Annotated in this window: 13 protein-coding genes; 9 read left to right on the top strand and 4 right to left on the bottom strand. The window is 70.7% G+C overall.

Annotation, left to right across the window (positions count from 1 at the left end):
* Positions 1-101: 101 nt before the first annotated feature.
* A complete protein-coding gene (locus AB0O15_RS42610) occupies positions 102-842 on the top strand; it encodes an alpha/beta hydrolase-fold protein (RefSeq protein WP_364332010.1) in 741 nt (246 codons plus the stop codon).
* On the opposite strand, the gene AB0O15_RS42615 is transcribed toward AB0O15_RS42610, so the two are convergent.
* The gene (locus AB0O15_RS42615) at positions 825-2,372 is read right to left on the bottom strand and encodes a methyl-accepting chemotaxis protein (RefSeq protein WP_364332013.1); all 1,548 of its coding nucleotides are present in this window, start codon (positions 2,370-2,372) and stop codon (positions 825-827) included. The genes AB0O15_RS42610 and AB0O15_RS42615 overlap by 18 nt on opposite strands.
* Before the next feature lie 185 nt (positions 2,373-2,557).
* The gene (locus tag AB0O15_RS42620) at positions 2,558-2,965 is read right to left on the bottom strand and encodes a RidA family protein (RefSeq protein WP_364332016.1); all 408 of its coding nucleotides are present in this window, start codon (positions 2,963-2,965) and stop codon (positions 2,558-2,560) included.
* Positions 2,966-3,006: 41 nt separating this feature from the next.
* Here AB0O15_RS42620 and AB0O15_RS42625 point away from each other — a divergent pair, with 41 nt between their 5' ends.
* Positions 3,007-3,609, top strand: a complete 603-nt coding sequence (locus AB0O15_RS42625; RefSeq protein ID WP_364332019.1) for a TetR/AcrR family transcriptional regulator — start codon at positions 3,007-3,009, stop codon at positions 3,607-3,609.
* Here AB0O15_RS42625 and AB0O15_RS42630 read toward each other — a convergent pair.
* A complete protein-coding gene (locus AB0O15_RS42630; protein WP_364332022.1) occupies positions 3,606-4,514 on the bottom strand; it encodes a PAC2 family protein in 909 nt (302 codons plus the stop codon). The two genes, AB0O15_RS42625 and AB0O15_RS42630, sit on opposite strands and share 4 nt — an antisense overlap.
* A 179-nt stretch (positions 4,515-4,693) precedes the next feature.
* Positions 4,694-6,988, bottom strand: a complete 2,295-nt coding sequence (locus AB0O15_RS42635; protein WP_364332025.1) for an EAL domain-containing protein — start codon at positions 6,986-6,988, stop codon at positions 4,694-4,696.
* Positions 6,989-7,192: 204 nt separating this feature from the next.
* Here AB0O15_RS42635 and AB0O15_RS42640 point away from each other — a divergent pair, with 204 nt between their 5' ends.
* The 7 genes from AB0O15_RS42640 (at position 7,193) to treZ (ending at position 16,735) form a co-directional block, all read left to right on the top strand.
* Positions 7,193-7,840: an EcsC family protein gene (locus tag AB0O15_RS42640; protein ID WP_364332045.1), complete on the top strand. Its 648-nt coding sequence runs from the start codon at positions 7,193-7,195 to the stop codon at positions 7,838-7,840.
* Between the two features lie 32 nt (positions 7,841-7,872).
* Positions 7,873-8,496, top strand: coding sequence for a hypothetical protein (locus AB0O15_RS42645; RefSeq protein WP_364332028.1), 624 nt, complete (start codon positions 7,873-7,875; stop codon positions 8,494-8,496).
* Positions 8,497-8,604: 108 nt separating this feature from the next.
* Positions 8,605-10,176 (top strand): Na+/H+ antiporter, encoded by a 1,572-nt coding sequence (locus tag AB0O15_RS42650; RefSeq protein WP_364332031.1) that lies wholly within the window; start codon positions 8,605-8,607, stop codon positions 10,174-10,176.
* Positions 10,173-10,436 (top strand): UBP-type zinc finger domain-containing protein, encoded by a 264-nt coding sequence (locus AB0O15_RS42655; RefSeq protein WP_364332034.1) that lies wholly within the window; start codon positions 10,173-10,175, stop codon positions 10,434-10,436. Before AB0O15_RS42650 ends, AB0O15_RS42655 begins: the two co-directional genes overlap by 4 nt.
* A 103-nt stretch (positions 10,437-10,539) precedes the next feature.
* Positions 10,540-12,651 (top strand): glycogen debranching protein GlgX, encoded by a 2,112-nt coding sequence (gene glgX, locus AB0O15_RS42660; RefSeq protein ID WP_364332037.1) that lies wholly within the window; start codon positions 10,540-10,542, stop codon positions 12,649-12,651.
* 80 nt (positions 12,652-12,731) lie between these two features.
* A complete protein-coding gene (gene treY / locus AB0O15_RS42665; protein WP_364332040.1) occupies positions 12,732-15,002 on the top strand; it encodes a malto-oligosyltrehalose synthase in 2,271 nt (756 codons plus the stop codon).
* On the top strand, positions 14,999-16,735 hold the full coding sequence (gene treZ, locus AB0O15_RS42670) for a malto-oligosyltrehalose trehalohydrolase (protein ID WP_364332043.1): 1,737 nt from the start codon (positions 14,999-15,001) through the stop codon (positions 16,733-16,735). The genes treY and treZ overlap by 4 nt, the downstream gene beginning before the upstream one ends.
* Positions 16,736-17,161: the final 426 nt, after the last annotated feature.

A 17,161-nucleotide genomic window follows, 5' to 3' on the forward strand; every position in this document is an offset into this window, starting at 1 on the left:
CCGCAGGTCAGTAGCGGTTTTAGTACACACATACTAATCGACGGGTACGACATTCCCAACCCCGCGTGGCCATCCGTGTACGCATCGTCGATCATGGAACGATGGCCTCGATACGCGTCGACTTCCCCTCCGAGACCCTCGGCCTCGGCACCACCATGACCGTCCTGATGCCGGCGGGCGCAGGCCGCAAGCGGGTCCTCTACCTGCTCCACGGCCTGACCGACGATCACTCGGCGTGGTCGCGCTTCACGTCGATCGAGCGGTACGCCGCCGACCACGACGTCGCCGTCGTCATGCCCCAGGTGCACCGCAGCTTCTACTGCGACACCAGGTTCGGACTCCCGTTCTGGACGTTCCTCAGCGAGGAGCTCCCGCGTGCCGTCGAGAACCTCTTCCGCGTCTCCACCGACCGCGCCGACACCTTCGTGGCCGGCCTGAGCATGGGCGGCTACGGCGCCCTGAAGTGGGCGTTGCGCCAGCCCGAGCGCTTCGCGGCGGCGGCCTCGCTCTCCGGCGCGCTCGACCTGGCGCGCATCCAGGAGCACGACGACCGCCCGCACATGCGGCGGCTGATGACCGAGCTCTTCCCCGAGCACCGGGTCGGCGGGACCGACGACGACCTGCTCCACCTCATCGAGCGGGCCGATCCGGCCGGGCTGCCGCGGCTGATGATCCGCTGTGGCACCGAGGACCACACGCTGCCCTACAACCAGACCGTGGTGGCCGCTCTGGAGCGGCGCGGGATCGCGGTGGACAGCGCGTACGGCCCGGGCGCCCACGAGTGGGGCTACTGGGACCGCGAGATCCAGAACGTGCTGGTGTTCCTAGGACTGCAACGCTGAGGCCATCTTGGCCTGCTCCTCGAGCACCTCGTTGATGCGCGTCTGGACCGCGTCCATCTGCCCGATCGTCTCGCTGGTGGTGAGAATTCCGGAGCTGACCGTACGCGCGCTGTTCTGAATGCCGTTGATCTGCTCGGAGACCCGCTGGGTGGCCTCGGCCGTCTCGCGGGCCAGGTCCTTCACCTCGCCGGCGACCACCGCGAAGCCCCGCCCGACCTCACCGGCCCGGGCCGCCTCGATGGTGGCGTTCAGGGCCAGCAGGTTGGTCTGGTCCGCGATCGACGAGATGATCTTGATGACGTCGCCGATCGCCACCGACGCCTGGCCCAGGGCCTCGACCTCGTGGGTCATCGCCGACGCGCGGCTGACCGCCTCCTCGGCGACCCGGGTGGCGTCGTCGGACGCGGCCCGCAGCCGGGACACCGTGTCGAGCAGCGCCCGCGCGTTCTCGGCCGACTGCTCGGCGGTGCGGACGATGTCCAGCCGCTGCGACACCAGCTGCTGCACGTTGCGCAGCGCCGACGCCCGCGAATCGGACATCTCGATGTACTCGGTGGTGAAGAAGTCCATCGTGCCGATGATCCGGCCGTGGTTGTGGATCGGGAAGCAGACGCCCGACCGGACGCCCGCCCGCATCGCCGCCGGGCCGCGCACGCAATCGGTCAGTTCGGCCAGGTCGCGCACGAAGACCAGGTCGCGGGACCGCCACGCGCGGCCGGAGAGGCCGACGCCCTCGGCGAAAGTGGCGGCCAGCGTCACCTTGCGGAACTCGTCGCCGGCCGAGCCCGACTCCTGCTGGAACTTCAGCAGGTTGACGCTGTCGTCGATCTCCCAGTACGACCCGTAGGCCCAGCCGAACGCCGTCCGCACCGAGTCGAGGGCCATCCGCAGCGCCGACTGGCTGTCCGTGGTCTCGCCCAGCGCGGTCACCACGCTGGTCACCGCGAGCCGATCATCCGCCACCTGCCGCAACTCGGCCGCGGCCAGCGCCGTCCATCGGGCCTGCTCGGCGATGCGGGCGATCGAGGCCCATTTCTCGGTCCGCGGCCCGTCGATGTACAGCGGATCGGCCGAGTAGTACTCCAGCACCGCGATGGACCGGCCGTCCCGGATCACCGGGGTGACGATCGCCGCCGCCATCCCGGCCCGGCCCGCCGCCTGGCAACGCCGGCAGTCACCGCACTGGTCCATCGCGCCCACGTAGACCGGGCGGCCGCTGCGGTAGGCCCGCCCGACCAGGCCGGCGTCGGCGGGCAGGGTGCCGCTGCCACCGGTCGCGGCGCGCAGGTCGGCGGCGATCGTGCCGTTCTCGTACTCCAGCCGCATCTGATTGTCCGGGCCCGGCAACCAGACCGCGCCGTACGCGAAGCCGTGCGACTCGGCCGTGCTGTCGACGGTGATCTTCCACGCCGTCTTCTCGTCGGCGGCGCCGGACAGGTCGGCGATCAGCTTCTCGAGGCTCTCCACGTCGCGGGGGATCGCCCGGGGAGCCGTCTCGTTGCGGCCGGATTGCGAGCGGAACAGTGGCATTCCCTCATAGTCGGACACGAGGCCCCGGATCCGCCCGTGAATGGGGGTAATGCGCAGGCCCGGTGACCGAACCGATCGGTCTTGACTGTTTCTCGCGCGCGCGGCCACCCCGCCCCCACCCCGGCACTGGGTGGGCGGTCAACGTAGCTCGGGAATGTGACGTTCTCGCGAATATCCACAGGGGGTCAGTCGAGAACGGCTGTGGCCTCGATCTCGACCAGCAGCTCGGGTGTGGCCAGCGCACTCACCCCGATCCCGGTCAGCGGCGCCACCGGCACCACGCCGAGCGTCTCAGCCGCCCGCTCGATCCCCTCGGCGACCTGGGCCATCTTGTCCGGCGTCCAGTCGACGAGGTACACGGTCAGCTTGGCGACGTCGGCAAAGCTCGCCCCGGCCGCCGCCAGCGCGACCCCCACGTTCAGGTAGCACTGCTCGACCTGCGCCGCGAGGTCACCGGCGCCGACCACGGCCCCGGTCGAGTCCCAGGCGACCTGCCCGGCCATGAAGACGAGCCGCGACCCGGAGGCGACCGCCACCTGCCGGTAGAGGTCGACCGTGGGGAGCCCGTCCGGATCTATCAGGGTGATTGTCATGCCGGTAACCATAGCAAAGCTATGTTATGTAATCTCGACGCGTGGCCCGGACCAGAGACCCGGCGGTACGCACGCAGCTCATCGAGCGTGCCGCCCACATGCTGAGCGCCCGCGAGCCGATCACCCTGCGGTCGCTGGTGGCCGGCGCGGGTGTGTCGACGATGGCGGTCTACACGCACTTCGGCGGCATGGACGGCATGTGGCGGGCGCTGCGGCAGGAGGGCTTCACCCGGCTGGCGGCGCGGCTCACCACGGTGCGGCCGGTCGACGACCCGGTCGAGGAGCTGACCGCGCTGCTGGCCGCGTACGCCGCGAACGCCCTGGACCACCCCGATCTCTACCGGGTGATGTTCGACGCCGCCTACGACCTCGAAGACACGGCCGCGGCCGAGGAGACCCGAGAATTTCTGGTACGCGCGGCGGCCCGCGCACGAACCATCGGCCGCTTCCGGGCCGACGCCGACCCGCGGGCGCTCGCCTACCAGAGCTGGATCGTCACCCACGGCCTGGTGTCCCTGGTCACCAGCCACGTCCTGTCCCGTCGCACCCTGGCCGACGGCGTATCCATGCTGACCGCGCTCTTCACCGGCGCGGGCGACGAACCTGCCCGCAGCCGGGAGTCGGTCAGGAAAGCCTGGCTCTAGTTCTCGTTGTCCTTGGACTGCTCGGCCAGGAAGCGCTCGAGCTCGGCGCCCAGCTCGTCGGCCGTGGGCAGGTCGCCGGTGTTGCCGGCCAGCAGGTTGCCCTCGCGGCCGCGGACGAACGCGTCGTACTGCTGCTCCAGCGACTGGACCAGGCGGGTGGCCTGCTCGTCGTCGGCGACCTGGGAGTCGACCTCCTCGCGGACGGCGATGGCCGCCTCGCGCAGCGCGCCGGTCGGCAGGGCGAGGCCGGTGCTCGACGACACCGAGTCGAGCAGCAGCTCGGCCGCGGCGGGGTAGGTGGTCTGGGCCAGGTAGTGCGGCACGTGGGCGGCGTACCCCATCGCGTCGTGCCCGTTCTGCCCCAGCCGGAACTCGATCAGGTTGCCGACGCTGGCCGGCACCTGCACCTTCTGGAGCCAGGACTCGCGGTCGCCGAGCAGCTCGCGATCGGTGGCGTGGGCGGTGACGCTGACCGGCCGGGTGTGCGGGACGGCCATCGGAATCGCGTTCAGGCCCACGGTCAGGCGTACGCCGAACCGCTCGATCAGGCCGGTCACCGCGGCGATGAAGCGTTCCCACTGCACATCGGGCTCGGGGCCGGCGAGCATCAGGAACTCGGTGCCCATCTCGTCCTGGAGCAGGTGCAGCGCCAGGGACGGCTCCTCGTAGCTCTCCCAGTGGTCCTCGATGAAGACCATGGAGGGGCGGCGGGAGCGGTAGTCGAGCAGCTGGTCCACGTCGAACGTGGCGATGACCCGGGACTCCAGCTTCTCGAGCAGGTGTTCCCGGGAGAGTTGAATCGCGCTGCCGGCGTCGACGAACCCGGTCAGTGCCTGGAGCAGCACCGGCGACTCCAGCGTCGGGGCGTCGCCGGTCAGCTCATAAAGCCCGCTCGGGTCGAGCACGTCGGCATCCTCCTCGATCGGCTGCCTCGCGCCTGCGCACGAGACACCATGCGGCAACAACGCTGCCGTACGGAACATTCCAGCACCGATTCGCACGACCTAGAACACGGGGGTCGGGTAGACGTCGTTTCGGATTCGCTTTCGAGGCGCCGGCTGGTGGCGAATCGGGAACGACGTCTTCAGGCCGGGATGGTGGCCGGAGCCAGGTGAGCCGCGACCTGTGCCGGCGAGAGGGGGCGGCTGAAGTGGTAGCCCTGGGCGAAGCGGTAGCCCAGCCGGTACAGCGTCTCGGCCTGCTCGGCCGTCTCCACGCCCTCGGCCACCGCCTGCAGGTGCAGGCCGTTGGTGATCTGGATCATGGCGGTGGCGATGACCGCCTCCTCGGACCGGCCGCCGATGCCGTCCACGAACGACTTGTCGACCTTCAGCGTGTCCGCGGGGCAGGTACGCAGTAGGCCCAGCGACGAGTGCCCGGTGCCGAAGTCGTCCAGCGCCACCTTCACGCCCAGGCCGACCAGGTTCTGCAGGGTGTCGAGGGCCATGCCGCCGTCGAAGACCGCGGTCTCGGTGACCTCGACGACCACCCGTTCCGGGTCGAACCCGGTCTCGGCCAGCGCCTCCTTCACGTCGCCGGCGAACCCGGGTTCCCGCAGCTGGCGGGCCGAGACGTTGATGCCGATCTCGCGCGGGGCGGCGTCGCCGTACTCCCGGTCCCAGGCCGCGGCCTGACGCAGCGCCGTCCGCAGGATCCAGTCGCCCAGCGGGACGATCAGCCCGGTGCGTTCGGCGATCGGGATGAACGTGTCCGGCCCGACGAAGCCGCGGTCCGGCCGGTGCCAGCGGATCAGCGTCTCCATGCCGGTCCAGTGGCCGTCGGGCAGCCGCACGATCGGCTGATAGACCAGCGTGAACTCGTTGTTGTCGAGGGCCTGGCGCAGGGCCGCGCCCAGCTCGGCGTCGGCCGCCTGGTGCTGTTCCAGCTCGGCGTCGTAGACCGCGTGCCGGCCCTTGCCGCTGGCCTTGGCCGCGTACATCGCCAGGTCGGCCCGGCGCAGCAGCTCCTGCGGCTCGGCCTCGGCCCAGCCCTCGGCCAGGCCCACGCTGGCGCTGACCAGCAGGTCGTAGCCGAGCGCGTGCACCGGGCGGCGGAGCGCCTCCGTGATCCGGTCCAGCACCTCGGTCGCCTCGTCGCCGCGCAGACCGTCCAGGAGCAGGCCGAACTCGTCGCCGCCGAGCCGGGCGACCAGGTCGTCGCCGCGTACACACTCGCGCAGCCGCGCCGCGACCACCACCAGGAGGGCGTCGCCGACCGCGTGGCCGAGCCGGTCGTTGATCGCCTTGAAGTCGTCCAGGTCGATCAGGGCCAGGCTCATCGCCCGCCGGCCGGAGCGGCCCAGCGCCTCGCGGGTGCGCTGCTCGAACAGCGTCCGGTTGGCCAGGTCGGTGAGGTCGTCGTGGCTGGCCCGGTGCTTGAGCTGGGCCTGGCCGGCGTCGATCCGGCGCAGCAGCCGGTCGTTCTCGAGCAGGGCGTGCACCTGGCGCAGGGCGACCAGCGCGGTCAGCACCACGGCGGCGATCGCCACGATGAGGACCAGGCCACCGGCCTGGGCGCCGATCCAGAGCAGCAGGCCGTCGGTGGCGGCGACCGCCACGTAGGGGACCAGGCTGTTGCGCCGGCGCGGCCCGGCCTTCCGGGGTACGCCCACGATGCGGCGCTGCCGGTCGGCGGCGAAGGCGGCACAGAGCATCGTCGCGCAGACCGTGACGTGTGAGCTGCTCAGGCCCGGGCGCAGGTCGAACAGCAGCGGGGTCAGGCCACCGCCGGCCGCGCCGAGCGCCGCGGCCAGGGCGAGCTGGCGGGTGATGGTGCGGTCGAGACCGCCCATGTCGATCATCGAGATCTTGACGAAGGCCAGCGAGCCGCACAGGCCCAGAGCGGCCAGGACCACCATGGGTACGACGTTCGGGCCGGCCGCCGCCCCGACGCTGCCGAACGCCTGCACGATGGCGTACCAGGCGAAGATGCCGGTGGTGACGCCGACCGTGGCGGCGTCCAGGGCGAACCGGGCGGTGTGATTGACCTCACGGCGCTGCCCGGTCGGCAGCCGCAGCAACATCCAGATCAGGGACAGGATCGAGAGGCCGTACGCCACGTTGGTCGGTGTGTCGTGGGTCACGCCGTCGAAGGTGGGGTCGATGAGCGCCCGCCGGAGATCACCGGCAATACCGACCATGACCAGCAGGGGTACGACGGTCAGGTCGCGCCAGAGCCGCCGCGCCACCCGGTCCATACCGTCGAGCCGGGCCGTCCGCCATGCCACCCGCGCCAGCAGGATGCAGCTGAGCGCGATCGGCAGCCAGTTGATCCAGGGCGGCACGGCCGGCACCAGAGAACTGGCCAGGAACAGGGCGGACGCGACCACCAGGAGCCCGGTCATCACCACGAGCAGGGGAGTAGGGCGCAGCCGCTCCACGCGCCGTTCTTCTCCCACCATGTCCGACCTATCGGTCTGCCCATCGCCGGGATGAGCGTTCGTCGTGGGGCATGTTCGCGTGCACGTGCATCCGCACTGCACAATGAACGGAAGATCCCCTCTTCCCCTCGGAGTGATGATCTGGTGACTGAACCACTCGTCGAAGACTCGGGCGCCGCACCGCCCGGATCCCTCTGGGCCCGCATGAAGGCCGACCCGCAGTACGCGCCGGAGCACCTCGCCCTGGAGGCGGTCCGCCGCCTGGGACCCGAGGCCGAACGCTGGGCCGCCCGGCAGCGCGACCAGCAACCGGGCATCTCCCCGGCCGCCCTGGCCCAGCTCGCGGCCAAGCGCTTCACCACCCACGCCCGCATCTCCGGCGCCGTGTCCGGGGCCACCGGCCTGCCCGGCGCGGTCGCCGACGTCGGGGTGCTGGCCTGGACGCAGGCCAGAATGGTGCTGCACATGGCGGCGGCGTACGGCCTCGACCCCAGCCACGCCGACCGCGCCACCGACCTGCTCGTGTTGCAGAAGGTGCACAAGGTGGCGGAGACCGCCCGGCTGGCCCTCGGCGTCGCCGCCGGCCGCGAACGGGCCGCCCAGCTCTTCGCCGGCTCGGCCGGCCGGCCGCTCAGCGGGGTGATGCTGCGCCTGGGCGTCAAGCTCGCCCAGATGGCCGGCATCCGCGCGGCCAAGCGGATCTTCGCCAAGATCGTGCCCGGGGCGGCGGTCATCCTCGGCACGTGGGCCAACTCGGCCGCGACCAAAGACCTGGCCCGGCGCACGCGGGAGTACTACAGCCGGCCCCAGGCGCTCACGGCCGCCCCCGTCCCGCACCCGGGGGAGAGCTAAGCCTTCGTCCGGGCGGTCCGATCAGAACCCTCGTGAAGCGGAGAAGCGGGGGTCTGCTGCTGGCACTGGTCGTGCCGGCGGTGTTCGGGCTGTCCGGATGCGGCCTGTTCTCCTCGTCCTCCTCGTCGCCGTCCTCGTCCGCCGGCGCCGATGGTGCGGCCGGGGCCGGCGGGGACAGCTGGATCGTGTCGGAGCAGGGCAAGGCCACGCCGTCACCGAAGCCGACCTCCGGCGGCACGCCGCCGCCGTCGGTGTCGTTCGGATTCCTGCCGCTGAACAGCGGAGGCGGGGCGCAGTACGCCACGCCGACCCCGGTCTGCTCGCCGAACATGTTCAACTTCTCCAAGATCGCCGGTCTCGACGTGACCCCGGCGGCGACCACGGCGGTGCTGAACTGGTACAACGTCGGCGGGATCAACCTGGTGGAGTTCCGGCTCTACGCGATCAGCCAGGATCTGGTCGTCGGCGACCAGCGCGACGTGACGTACACCGTGGTCAAGCCCAAGACGCCGTGCGGGCAGATGAGCGCCACGATCACCAATCTGTCCCCGAAGACCCACTACGTCTTCACGGTCGACGCCGTGGTCCTCCGGCGCAGCGGGGACGGGACGCACTCGGCGACGGTCTTCCGGTCGCACTCACTCCCGACGCTCTGATCGGACGCGGCCTCGCCCGGCGCCTTCGGACCGACCCGGTCTGCCCTCGGGCCCGCCGGTGATCTCCACGAAACTCGTGACCGGGATCGACCGCCTAAGCTTCTCGCCATGGAAGGCATCGTCGACACGGTCGTACTGATCGTGATCGCTGTCGCCGGGGCCGCGCTGGCCCGGCGGCTCGGGTTCGTCGCACCCCTGGTGCTGCTGGTCGCCGGTCTGGGCCTGTCCTTCTTGCCGGGAATGCCAGAGATCCACGTGGAGCCGGAGCTGGTGCTGGTCGGCATCCTGCCGCCGCTGCTCTACGTGGCCGCCCTGCAGACCTCGATCCCCGCCTTCCGCCGGGCGCTGCGCCCGATCATCCTGCTCGCCGTCGGCCTGGTGATCTTCACCGCGCTGATCACCGGCGCCGTGCTGCATCTGCTGCTGCCCGACGTGCCGCTGTCCGCCTGTGTGGCGCTCGGCGCCGTGGTCGCGCCGCCCGACGCGGTGTCGGCGACCGCGATCGCCCGCCGCATCGGACTGCCCCGCCGGATCGTCACCCTGCTCGAGGGCGAGAGCCTGCTCAACGACGCGACCGCGCTGGTCATGGTGCGGATCGCCGGCGGCGCGCTGACCGGCACGGCGGTCGGTTTCTGGAACATCGGCCGGGACGTGGTGGTGATCGCCGGCGGCGGGCTGCTCCTCGGCTTCGCGGCGGCGGTGCTCGCGGCCTGGCTGCACAAGAAGATCAAGGACCCGCTGCTGGACGACGCCGTGTCCTTGCTCACCCCGTTCGTGGTCGTGGTGGTGGCCGAGGAGCTGCACACGTCGAGCGTGGTCGCGGTCGTGGTGGCCGGCCTCTACCTGGGCCACCGCATCCCGTACCTGCTGTCGCCGACCTCCCGGCTGCAGATGGAGGCGGTCTGGCGGCTGATCAACTTCCTGCTCGAGGGCGCGGTCTTCCTGCTGGTCGGCCTGCAGCTGCGCGAGCTGGTCGGCGACCTGGAGACCGGTGTGGCCACCACGGTGCAGGCGACCGTGCTGGTCTTCGGGCTGATCGTGGTGCTGCGGTTCGTCTGGATGTACCCGGCGACGTATCTGGCCCGGCTCTTCCCGAAGGTCCGCAACCGCGAGGAGCGCCCGTCGCCGGCCGGACCGACCGTGGTGGCCTGGGCCGGGATGCGCGGCGTGGTGACGCTGGCCGCCGTGCTGACCCTGCCGCCGGTCGACAAGGTGCCCGGTGGCTACCCGCGTGACCTGTTCGTGTTCGTGGCCTTCGCGATCATCGTGCTGACCCTGCTGATCCAGGGGACGACCCTGCCGCTGCTGGCCAACCGGCTGGGGGTACGCGAGGACACCAGCACCGCCGACGCGCTGGCCGAGGCGGCGGTGCAGAACCGGGCCAGCCGGGCCGCCCTGGAGGCCCTGGAGGAGCACGCCGACGGCGCCCCCGACTCGGTCGTCGACCGCCTCCGGGGGATCGCCGAGAACCGCAACAACGGCGCCTGGGAACGTCTGGGCAGCCAGGAGCAGGAAACGCCGTCCGCGGCGTACAGCCGGCTGCGCCGCGAAATGATCACCGCGGAACGGCACGTCTTCAAGATCGCCCGGAACGAGGGGCGGATCCCCGAGGAAGTGCTGACCCGCGCCCAGCGCGACCTCGACCTGGAAGAGTCTCAGTTGAACCGGAGTGACGATTGATCTGCCAGCACCTCAAGGACGCCGGCGACCCGGCGCCCCTGTCGAAGTTCGAGGAAGGCTGCCCGCAATGCGTGGCCGGCGGCTTCACCGACTGGGTCCACCTGCGGCTCTGTCTCGACTGCGGGCTGATCGCCTGCTGTGACTCGTCGCCCCGGCGGCACATGAGCAAACACCACGACGACACCGGCCACCCGACGATGCGCAGCTTCGAGCCGGGCGAGTCCTGGCGCTGGTGTTTCGTCGACGACGTAATCGGTTAGCTGTCCCCCGTCCCGGTCGGAGAACGGACCGTAATGCCGGTTCGTCGTACGCCTGGGTGAGAATGGTGATGGGGCACGGCACGTCGGCACACGAGGAGAACACATGCAGGTCTGGCCTGGTCATCGGTACCCCCTGGGCGCCACCTATGACGGGACGGGCACGAACTTCGCGATCTTCTCCGAGGTGGCCGAGGCGGTCGAGCTCTGCCTCTTCGACCCCTCGGGCAACGAGCGCAAGGTCCAGCTGCACGAGCAGGACGCGTTCGTCTGGCACGCCTACCTGCCGGGGGTCGAGCCGGGCCAGCGCTACGGCTATCGCGTCTACGGTCCGTACGACCCCAGCCGGGGGCTGCGCTGCAACCCGCACAAGCTGCTGCTCGACCCGTACGCGCGGGCGGTCGACTCGGACATCGACTGGCACCCGTCGCTGTACGCCTACGACTTCGACCGCCCCGACGAGATGTCGGATCTCGACTCCGCGCCCCACATGGCCAAGGGCGTGGTGGTCAACCCCTACTTCGACTGGGGCAACGACCGCCGGCCGGACATCCCGTACCACCACTCGGTGATCTACGAGACCCACGTCAAGGGCCTCACCGAGCGCCACCCCGAGGTGCCCAAGGACATGCGCGGCACCTACGCGGCCATCGGCCACCCGGCGATCATCGAACACCTCAAGAGCCTGGGCGTGACCGCGGTCGAGCTGATGCCGGTGCACCAGTTCGTGCACGACAACCGGCTGGTCGACGTGGGCCTGCGCAATTACTGGGGCTACAACACGCTGGGCTTCTTCGCGCCCTACCACGGCTATTCGGCGATGGGCGCGCTCGGCCAGCAGACCCAGGAGTTCCGCGGCATGGTCAAGGCCCTGCACGCGGCCGGCATGGAGGTGATCCTCGACGTCGTCTACAACCACACGGCGGAGGGCAACCACCTCGGCCCGACGATGAGCCTCAAAGGCATCGACAACCGCACCTACTACCGTCTGGTCGACGACCAGCCGCAGTTCTACATGGACTACACGGGCACCGGCAACAGCCTGAACGTGCGCAGCCCGCAGAGCCTCCAGCTGATCATGGATTCGCTGCGCTACTGGGTGACCGAGATGCACGTCGACGGCTTCCGGTTCGACCTGGCCTCGACCCTGGCGCGTGAGTTCTACGACGTCGACCGGCTGTCCACGTTCTTCGAGGTGGTCCAGCAAGACCCGGTGGTCGGCCAGGTCAAGCTGATCGCCGAGCCGTGGGACGTCGGCCCGGGCGGCTACCAGGTGGGCAACTTCCCGCCGAACTGGACCGAGTGGAACGGCAAGTACCGCGACACGGTCCGCGACTTCTGGCGCGGCGAGCCGGCCACGCTGGCCGAGTTCGCCTCCCGTATCACCGGGTCGGCCGACCTCTACCAGGACGACGGCCGCAAGCCGTTCCACTCGATCAACTTCGTCACCGCCCACGACGGCTTCACGCTCAACGACCTGGTCTCCTACAACGACAAGCACAACGAGGCCAACGGCGAGGAGAACCGGGACGGCGAGAGCCACAACCGGTCGTGGAACTGCGGCGTCGAGGGTCCGGCCGACGACCCCCAGGTGCTGGCCCTGCGCGCCCGGCAACGCCGCAACTTCCTGGCCACGCTGCTGCTCAGCCAGGGCGTGCCGATGATCTCGCACGGCGACGAGCTCGGCCGGACCCAGGGCGGCAACAACAACGCCTACTGCCAAGACTCCGAGATCGCCTGGATCGACTGGGAGAAGGCCGACGAGCAGCTGCTCGAGTTCGCCCGCAAGCTGACCGCGTTCCGCCACCGGCACCAGGTGTTCCAGCGCCGCCGGTTCTTCACCGGCCTGCCGGTGACCGCCCGCGGCGGCGGCGACCCGCTGCCCGACCTGGCCTGGTTCACCCCCGACGGCCGGCAGATGACCGGCGACGACTGGGGCAACGACTTCGGCCGGGCGGTCGCCCTGTTCGTCAACGGCGAGGGCATCCGCGAGCGCGGGCAGTACGGCCAGCGTCATGTGGACAGCTCGTTCCTGCTGTGTTTCAACGCACACGACGCGCCGATCGAATTCGCGACGCCACCGGCTGAATACGGCGAGAAGTGGGAAAGGGTCATCGAGACGGCCGAGCCGTCGCCGGACCGGCCTGCCGTGGTCGAGGCCGGCGGCACCATCCTCGTGCCGGACCGCTCGCTCATCGTTTTGGACAGGACGGTTTAGTGAGGTTTGTTCACGACGGTGGAGACCACGTGATCAACCCGCGCACCGTGCGGCTCAAGGAAGGTCGTGAACAAACCTCAATGACCCCTACCGGCACCTATCGCGTCCAGGTTCGTCCCGATTTCCCGTTGAAGGCGACCGCCGAACTCGCCGACTACCTGGCCGACCTGGGTGTCAGTCATCTCTACACGTCGCCGCTGCTGACCGCCGCGCCCGGTTCCGAGCACGGCTACGACGTGGTCGACCACTCGCGGGTGGGCCCGGCGATCGGCGGCGAGGAGGGCCGGCTGGCGCTGCACAAGGCCCTCGAAGCGGCCGGCCTGGGCCTGGTCGTCGACATCGTGCCCAACCACGCCGGCATCGCCGTGCCCGCCGCCAACCCCTCCTGGTGGGACGTCCTCAAGAACGGCCGATCCTCCGCGTACGCGAACTGGTACGACATCGACTGGGACCGCGGCCGCATCCTGATCCCGGTGCTGGCCGACGACCCCGACGCGCTGAACGAGCTCCGCGTCGAGGACGGTGAGCTGCGCTACTATGACAAGCGCTACCCGATCGCCGACGGCACCGGCGACGGCACGCCCCGCGAGGTGCACGACCGGCAGCACTACGAGCTGGTCAACTGGACGCGCGGCGACAGCGAGCTGACGTACCGCCGCTTCTTCTCCATCACCGACCTGGCCGGCCTGCGCGTGGAAGACCCGGCGGTCTTCGAGGCCACCCACGCCGAGATCCTCCGCTGGGTGGCCGAGGGGTCGGTGCAGGGCATCCGCGTCGACCATCCGGACGGCCTGCGTGACCCGGGGCAGTACTTCGACCGGCTGCGCGAGGCGGCGCCGGCGGCCTGGCTGGTGATCGAGAAGATCCTCGAGCCGGGGGAGGAGCTGCCCGGCTGGCCGGTCGCCGGCACCACCGGCTACGACCCGATGGCCGAGGTCAACGGGGTGTTCGTCGACCCGTCGACCGAGGCGTTCTTCGACACCCTCGACCACCACCTGACCGGCGGCGAGACGTCCTGGCAAGACCTGGTGCACGGCACCAAGCTGCACGCGGCGACCACCCTGCTCGCCGCCGAGAACAGCCGGCTCGCCAGGCTCGTACCCGAGATCGAAGCCGCACCCCGCGCCCTGGCCGAGCTGGCCGCCTGCTTCCCGGTCTACCGCTCCTACCTGCCGATCGGCGGGCGTCACCTGGCCAAGGCCCGGTCCGAGGCGGGGCGCCGGCGACCCGGGCTGATCCCCGAGCTCGACCGGCTGACCGCCCGGCTGCGCACTGCGGATGACGAGCTCGCGATCCGGTTCCAGCAGTACACCGGCGCGGTGATGGCCAAGGGCGTCGAGGACACCGCGTTCTACCGCTGGACCCGGTTCACCGCGCGCAACGAGGTCGGCAACGACCCGGCCAAGTTCGGCGTCAGCCCCGACGAGTTCCACGAGTGCGCCGGTGAGCGCGGCCGCCGCTGGCCCGAGTCGATGACCAGCCTCTCCACCCACGACACCAAACGCAGCGAAGACGTCCGGGCCCGGCTCGCCGTGCTCTCCGAACTGCCCGGCGACTGGACCGAGGTGGTGCGGCGCTGGGTGCGCGCCAACCCGTTGCCCGACCCGTCGCTGGCCCATCTGGTCTGGCAGGCCGCGGTGGGCGCGTGGCCGCTCTCGCGGGAGCGACTTCAGGCGTACGCGGTGAAGGCCGCGCGCGAGGCCGCCGCCTCGACCACCTGGACCCGCCCCGACGAGACGTTCGAGGCGGCGTTGCGGACCATGGTCGACCAGATCTACGACGACACCGCGCTGCACGACGAGGTGGCCGCCTTCGCCGCCATGATCACGCCGCCGGGCTGGTCGAACTCGCTCGGGCAGAAGCTGGTGCAGCTGACCATGCCCGGCGTGCCCGACGTCTACCAGGGCAGCGAGCTGTGGGACTTCTCGCTGGTCGATCCGGACAACCGCCGGCCGGTCGACTTCACCCTGCGGCGTGAGCTGCTGGCCCGCCTCGACGACGGCTGGCTTCCGCCGGTGGACGAGACCGGCGCGGCCAAGCTGCTGGTCACCAGCCGGGTCCTGCGGCTGCGCCGGCGCCGGCGCGAGCTGTTCGACCACTACCGGCCGCTGTTCGCCGAGGGCCGGCTGGGCGAGCACGTGCTGGCCTTCGACCGCGGCGGCGTGGTGACCGTGGCGACCCGGCTGCCGGTCGGATTGTCACGCCACGGCGGGTGGCGCGACACCACCCTGTCACTGCCCGGCAACACCTGGACGGAACTGTTGACGAACACGGTGTACGGCGGCGATCGGCTGGCGGTGGGCGATCTGCTGGACACGTACCCGGTGGCACTGCTGGTGAAGGAATCATGACGACCTTCGAGGTGTGGGCGCCCGAGAAGACATCCGTCAAGATCCGGGTGGCAGGGGCGGATCGGGTGATGGAGCGCGACGACGACGGCTGGTGGCGGCTCGACGTGACCGAGGCCGGACCGGGCAGCGACTACGCCTACCTTTTGCCGGATGACGACACGCCGCTACCCGACCCCAGGTCGCTGTGGCAGCCTGATGGCGTGCACGGCCCCAGCCGGGTGTACGACCACTCGGCCTTCCCCTGGTCGGACGGCTCCTGGACCGGTCGCCAGCTGCCCGGCTCCGTCCTGTACGAGATGCACGTCGGTACCTTCACCACCGAGGGCACCTTCGACGCCGCCATCGAGCGTCTTGACCACCTCGTCGACCTCGGCGTCGACCTGGTCGAGCTTCTGCCCGTCGGCTCCTTCAACGGCGACTACAACTGGGGGTACGACGGCGTCTGCTGGTATGCCCCGCACGAGGCATACGGCGGGCCCGACGGCCTGAAGCGCTTCGTCGACGCCGCCCACAACCGCGGCCTCGGCGTGCTGCTTGACGTCGTCTACAACCACTTCGGCCCGAGCGGGGCGTACGCGCCGCGCTTCGCGCCCTACCTGCACACCGCGGCCAGCAACCCGTGGGGTGCCGCGGTCAACCTGGACGGTCCGCTGTCCGGCGGCGTCCGCGAGTACATCATCGACAGCATGGTCGGCTGGCTGCGCGACTACCACGTGGACGGCCTGCGGCTCGACGCCGTGCACGCGTTCGTCGACGAGACCGCGATCCACCTCCTCGAGCAGATGGCCGTCGAGGTCGAGAGCCTGTCCGCCCACCTGGGCCGGCCGCTGTCGCTGATCGCCGAGTCCGACCTGAACGACCCGACGCTGATCACCCCGCGCGAGGCCGGCGGCTACGGCCTGACCGCGCAGTGGGACGACGACGTGCACCACGTGCTCCACGCGATGCTCACCGGCGAACGGCAGGGCTACTACGGCGACTTCGGCTCGCTGGAGAGCCTCGAGGCCGTGCTGACCGGGGCGTTCTTCCACGCCGGCACCTGGTCGAGCTTCCGCCGGCGGCGGCACGGCCGCGCGGTCGACCGGCACACGACGGCCGGGCACCGCTTCGTGGCGTACCTGCAGAATCACGACCAGATCGGCAACCGCGCGGTCGGCGACCGGCTGTCCGCCAGCCTGTCCCCGGGGTTGCTGAAATGCGGGGCGACGCTGCTGTTCACCTCGCCGTTCACGCCGATGCTGTTCATGGGCGAGGAATGGGCGGCCAGCAACCCGTGGCAGTTCTTCACCAGCCACCCCGAGCCCGAGCTGGCCGCAGCCGTGCGCACCGGACGGCGCCGCGAATTCGCCACCCACGGCTGGGCCGAGACCGACGTGCCCGATCCACAGGACCCGGCCACATTCACCCGCTCCAAGCTGGACTGGGACGAACTCGGCAAACCCGGCCACGCCGAGATCCTCGATCTCTACCGGCGCCTGATCGCGTTGCGTCGCGAACACGCCGACCTCACCGACCCGCGGCTCGACCGGGTCGAGGCCCACCACGGTGATCAATACGTGGTGATGCGGCGCGGCCGCTGCACGGTGGCGGTCAACCTGGCCCCGGTCACCCAGACGGTGCATCTCCCGGTCGTGCCCTCGAAGGTGCTCCTGGCCACCGAGCCCGGCGTCGTGCTCCAGCGTGACCGGGTCGAGCTGCCCGCCGAGTCGGCCGTGGTGGTCTTCGGCCGCTGAACCGCCCCTACCAGCCGAGGCATGAGGTCGCGCTGGTCATGGGCTCCGCTGGGTTGCCTGGCAACCCAGCTCAGCCCCTGATCAGTGCGAGGGCCGGCACCCAGCGAGAGCAGGCACGTCGCGCGGGCGGGCACCGACGCGAGAGCAGCCACGACGCGAGAGCAGCCACGACGCGAGGGCGGGCGCCGACGTGAGGGCCGGTCGCAACGAGGGCGGGCACCAGCGCAGTCCGGCCGGCGCGGATGGGCTGGACCTTCACCCGGAAGGCTGCCCGGCGAGATCGCCAGCCCTGAGCACCTACTCGCATCACTGGCCCGGGTGGTGGGGATATGGGGGGAGAGCAGCACTTGGCCCCCATTTGGCCCACCCCGGGGCCCGGGGGGGGGTGACCACCCGGGGCACCCAGCGCCCCCAATGGGCCGAGTG

This window comes from Actinoplanes sp. NPDC089786 (assembly GCF_040684855.1).
Taxonomy (GTDB): Bacteria; Actinomycetota; Actinomycetes; order Mycobacteriales; family Micromonosporaceae; genus Actinoplanes.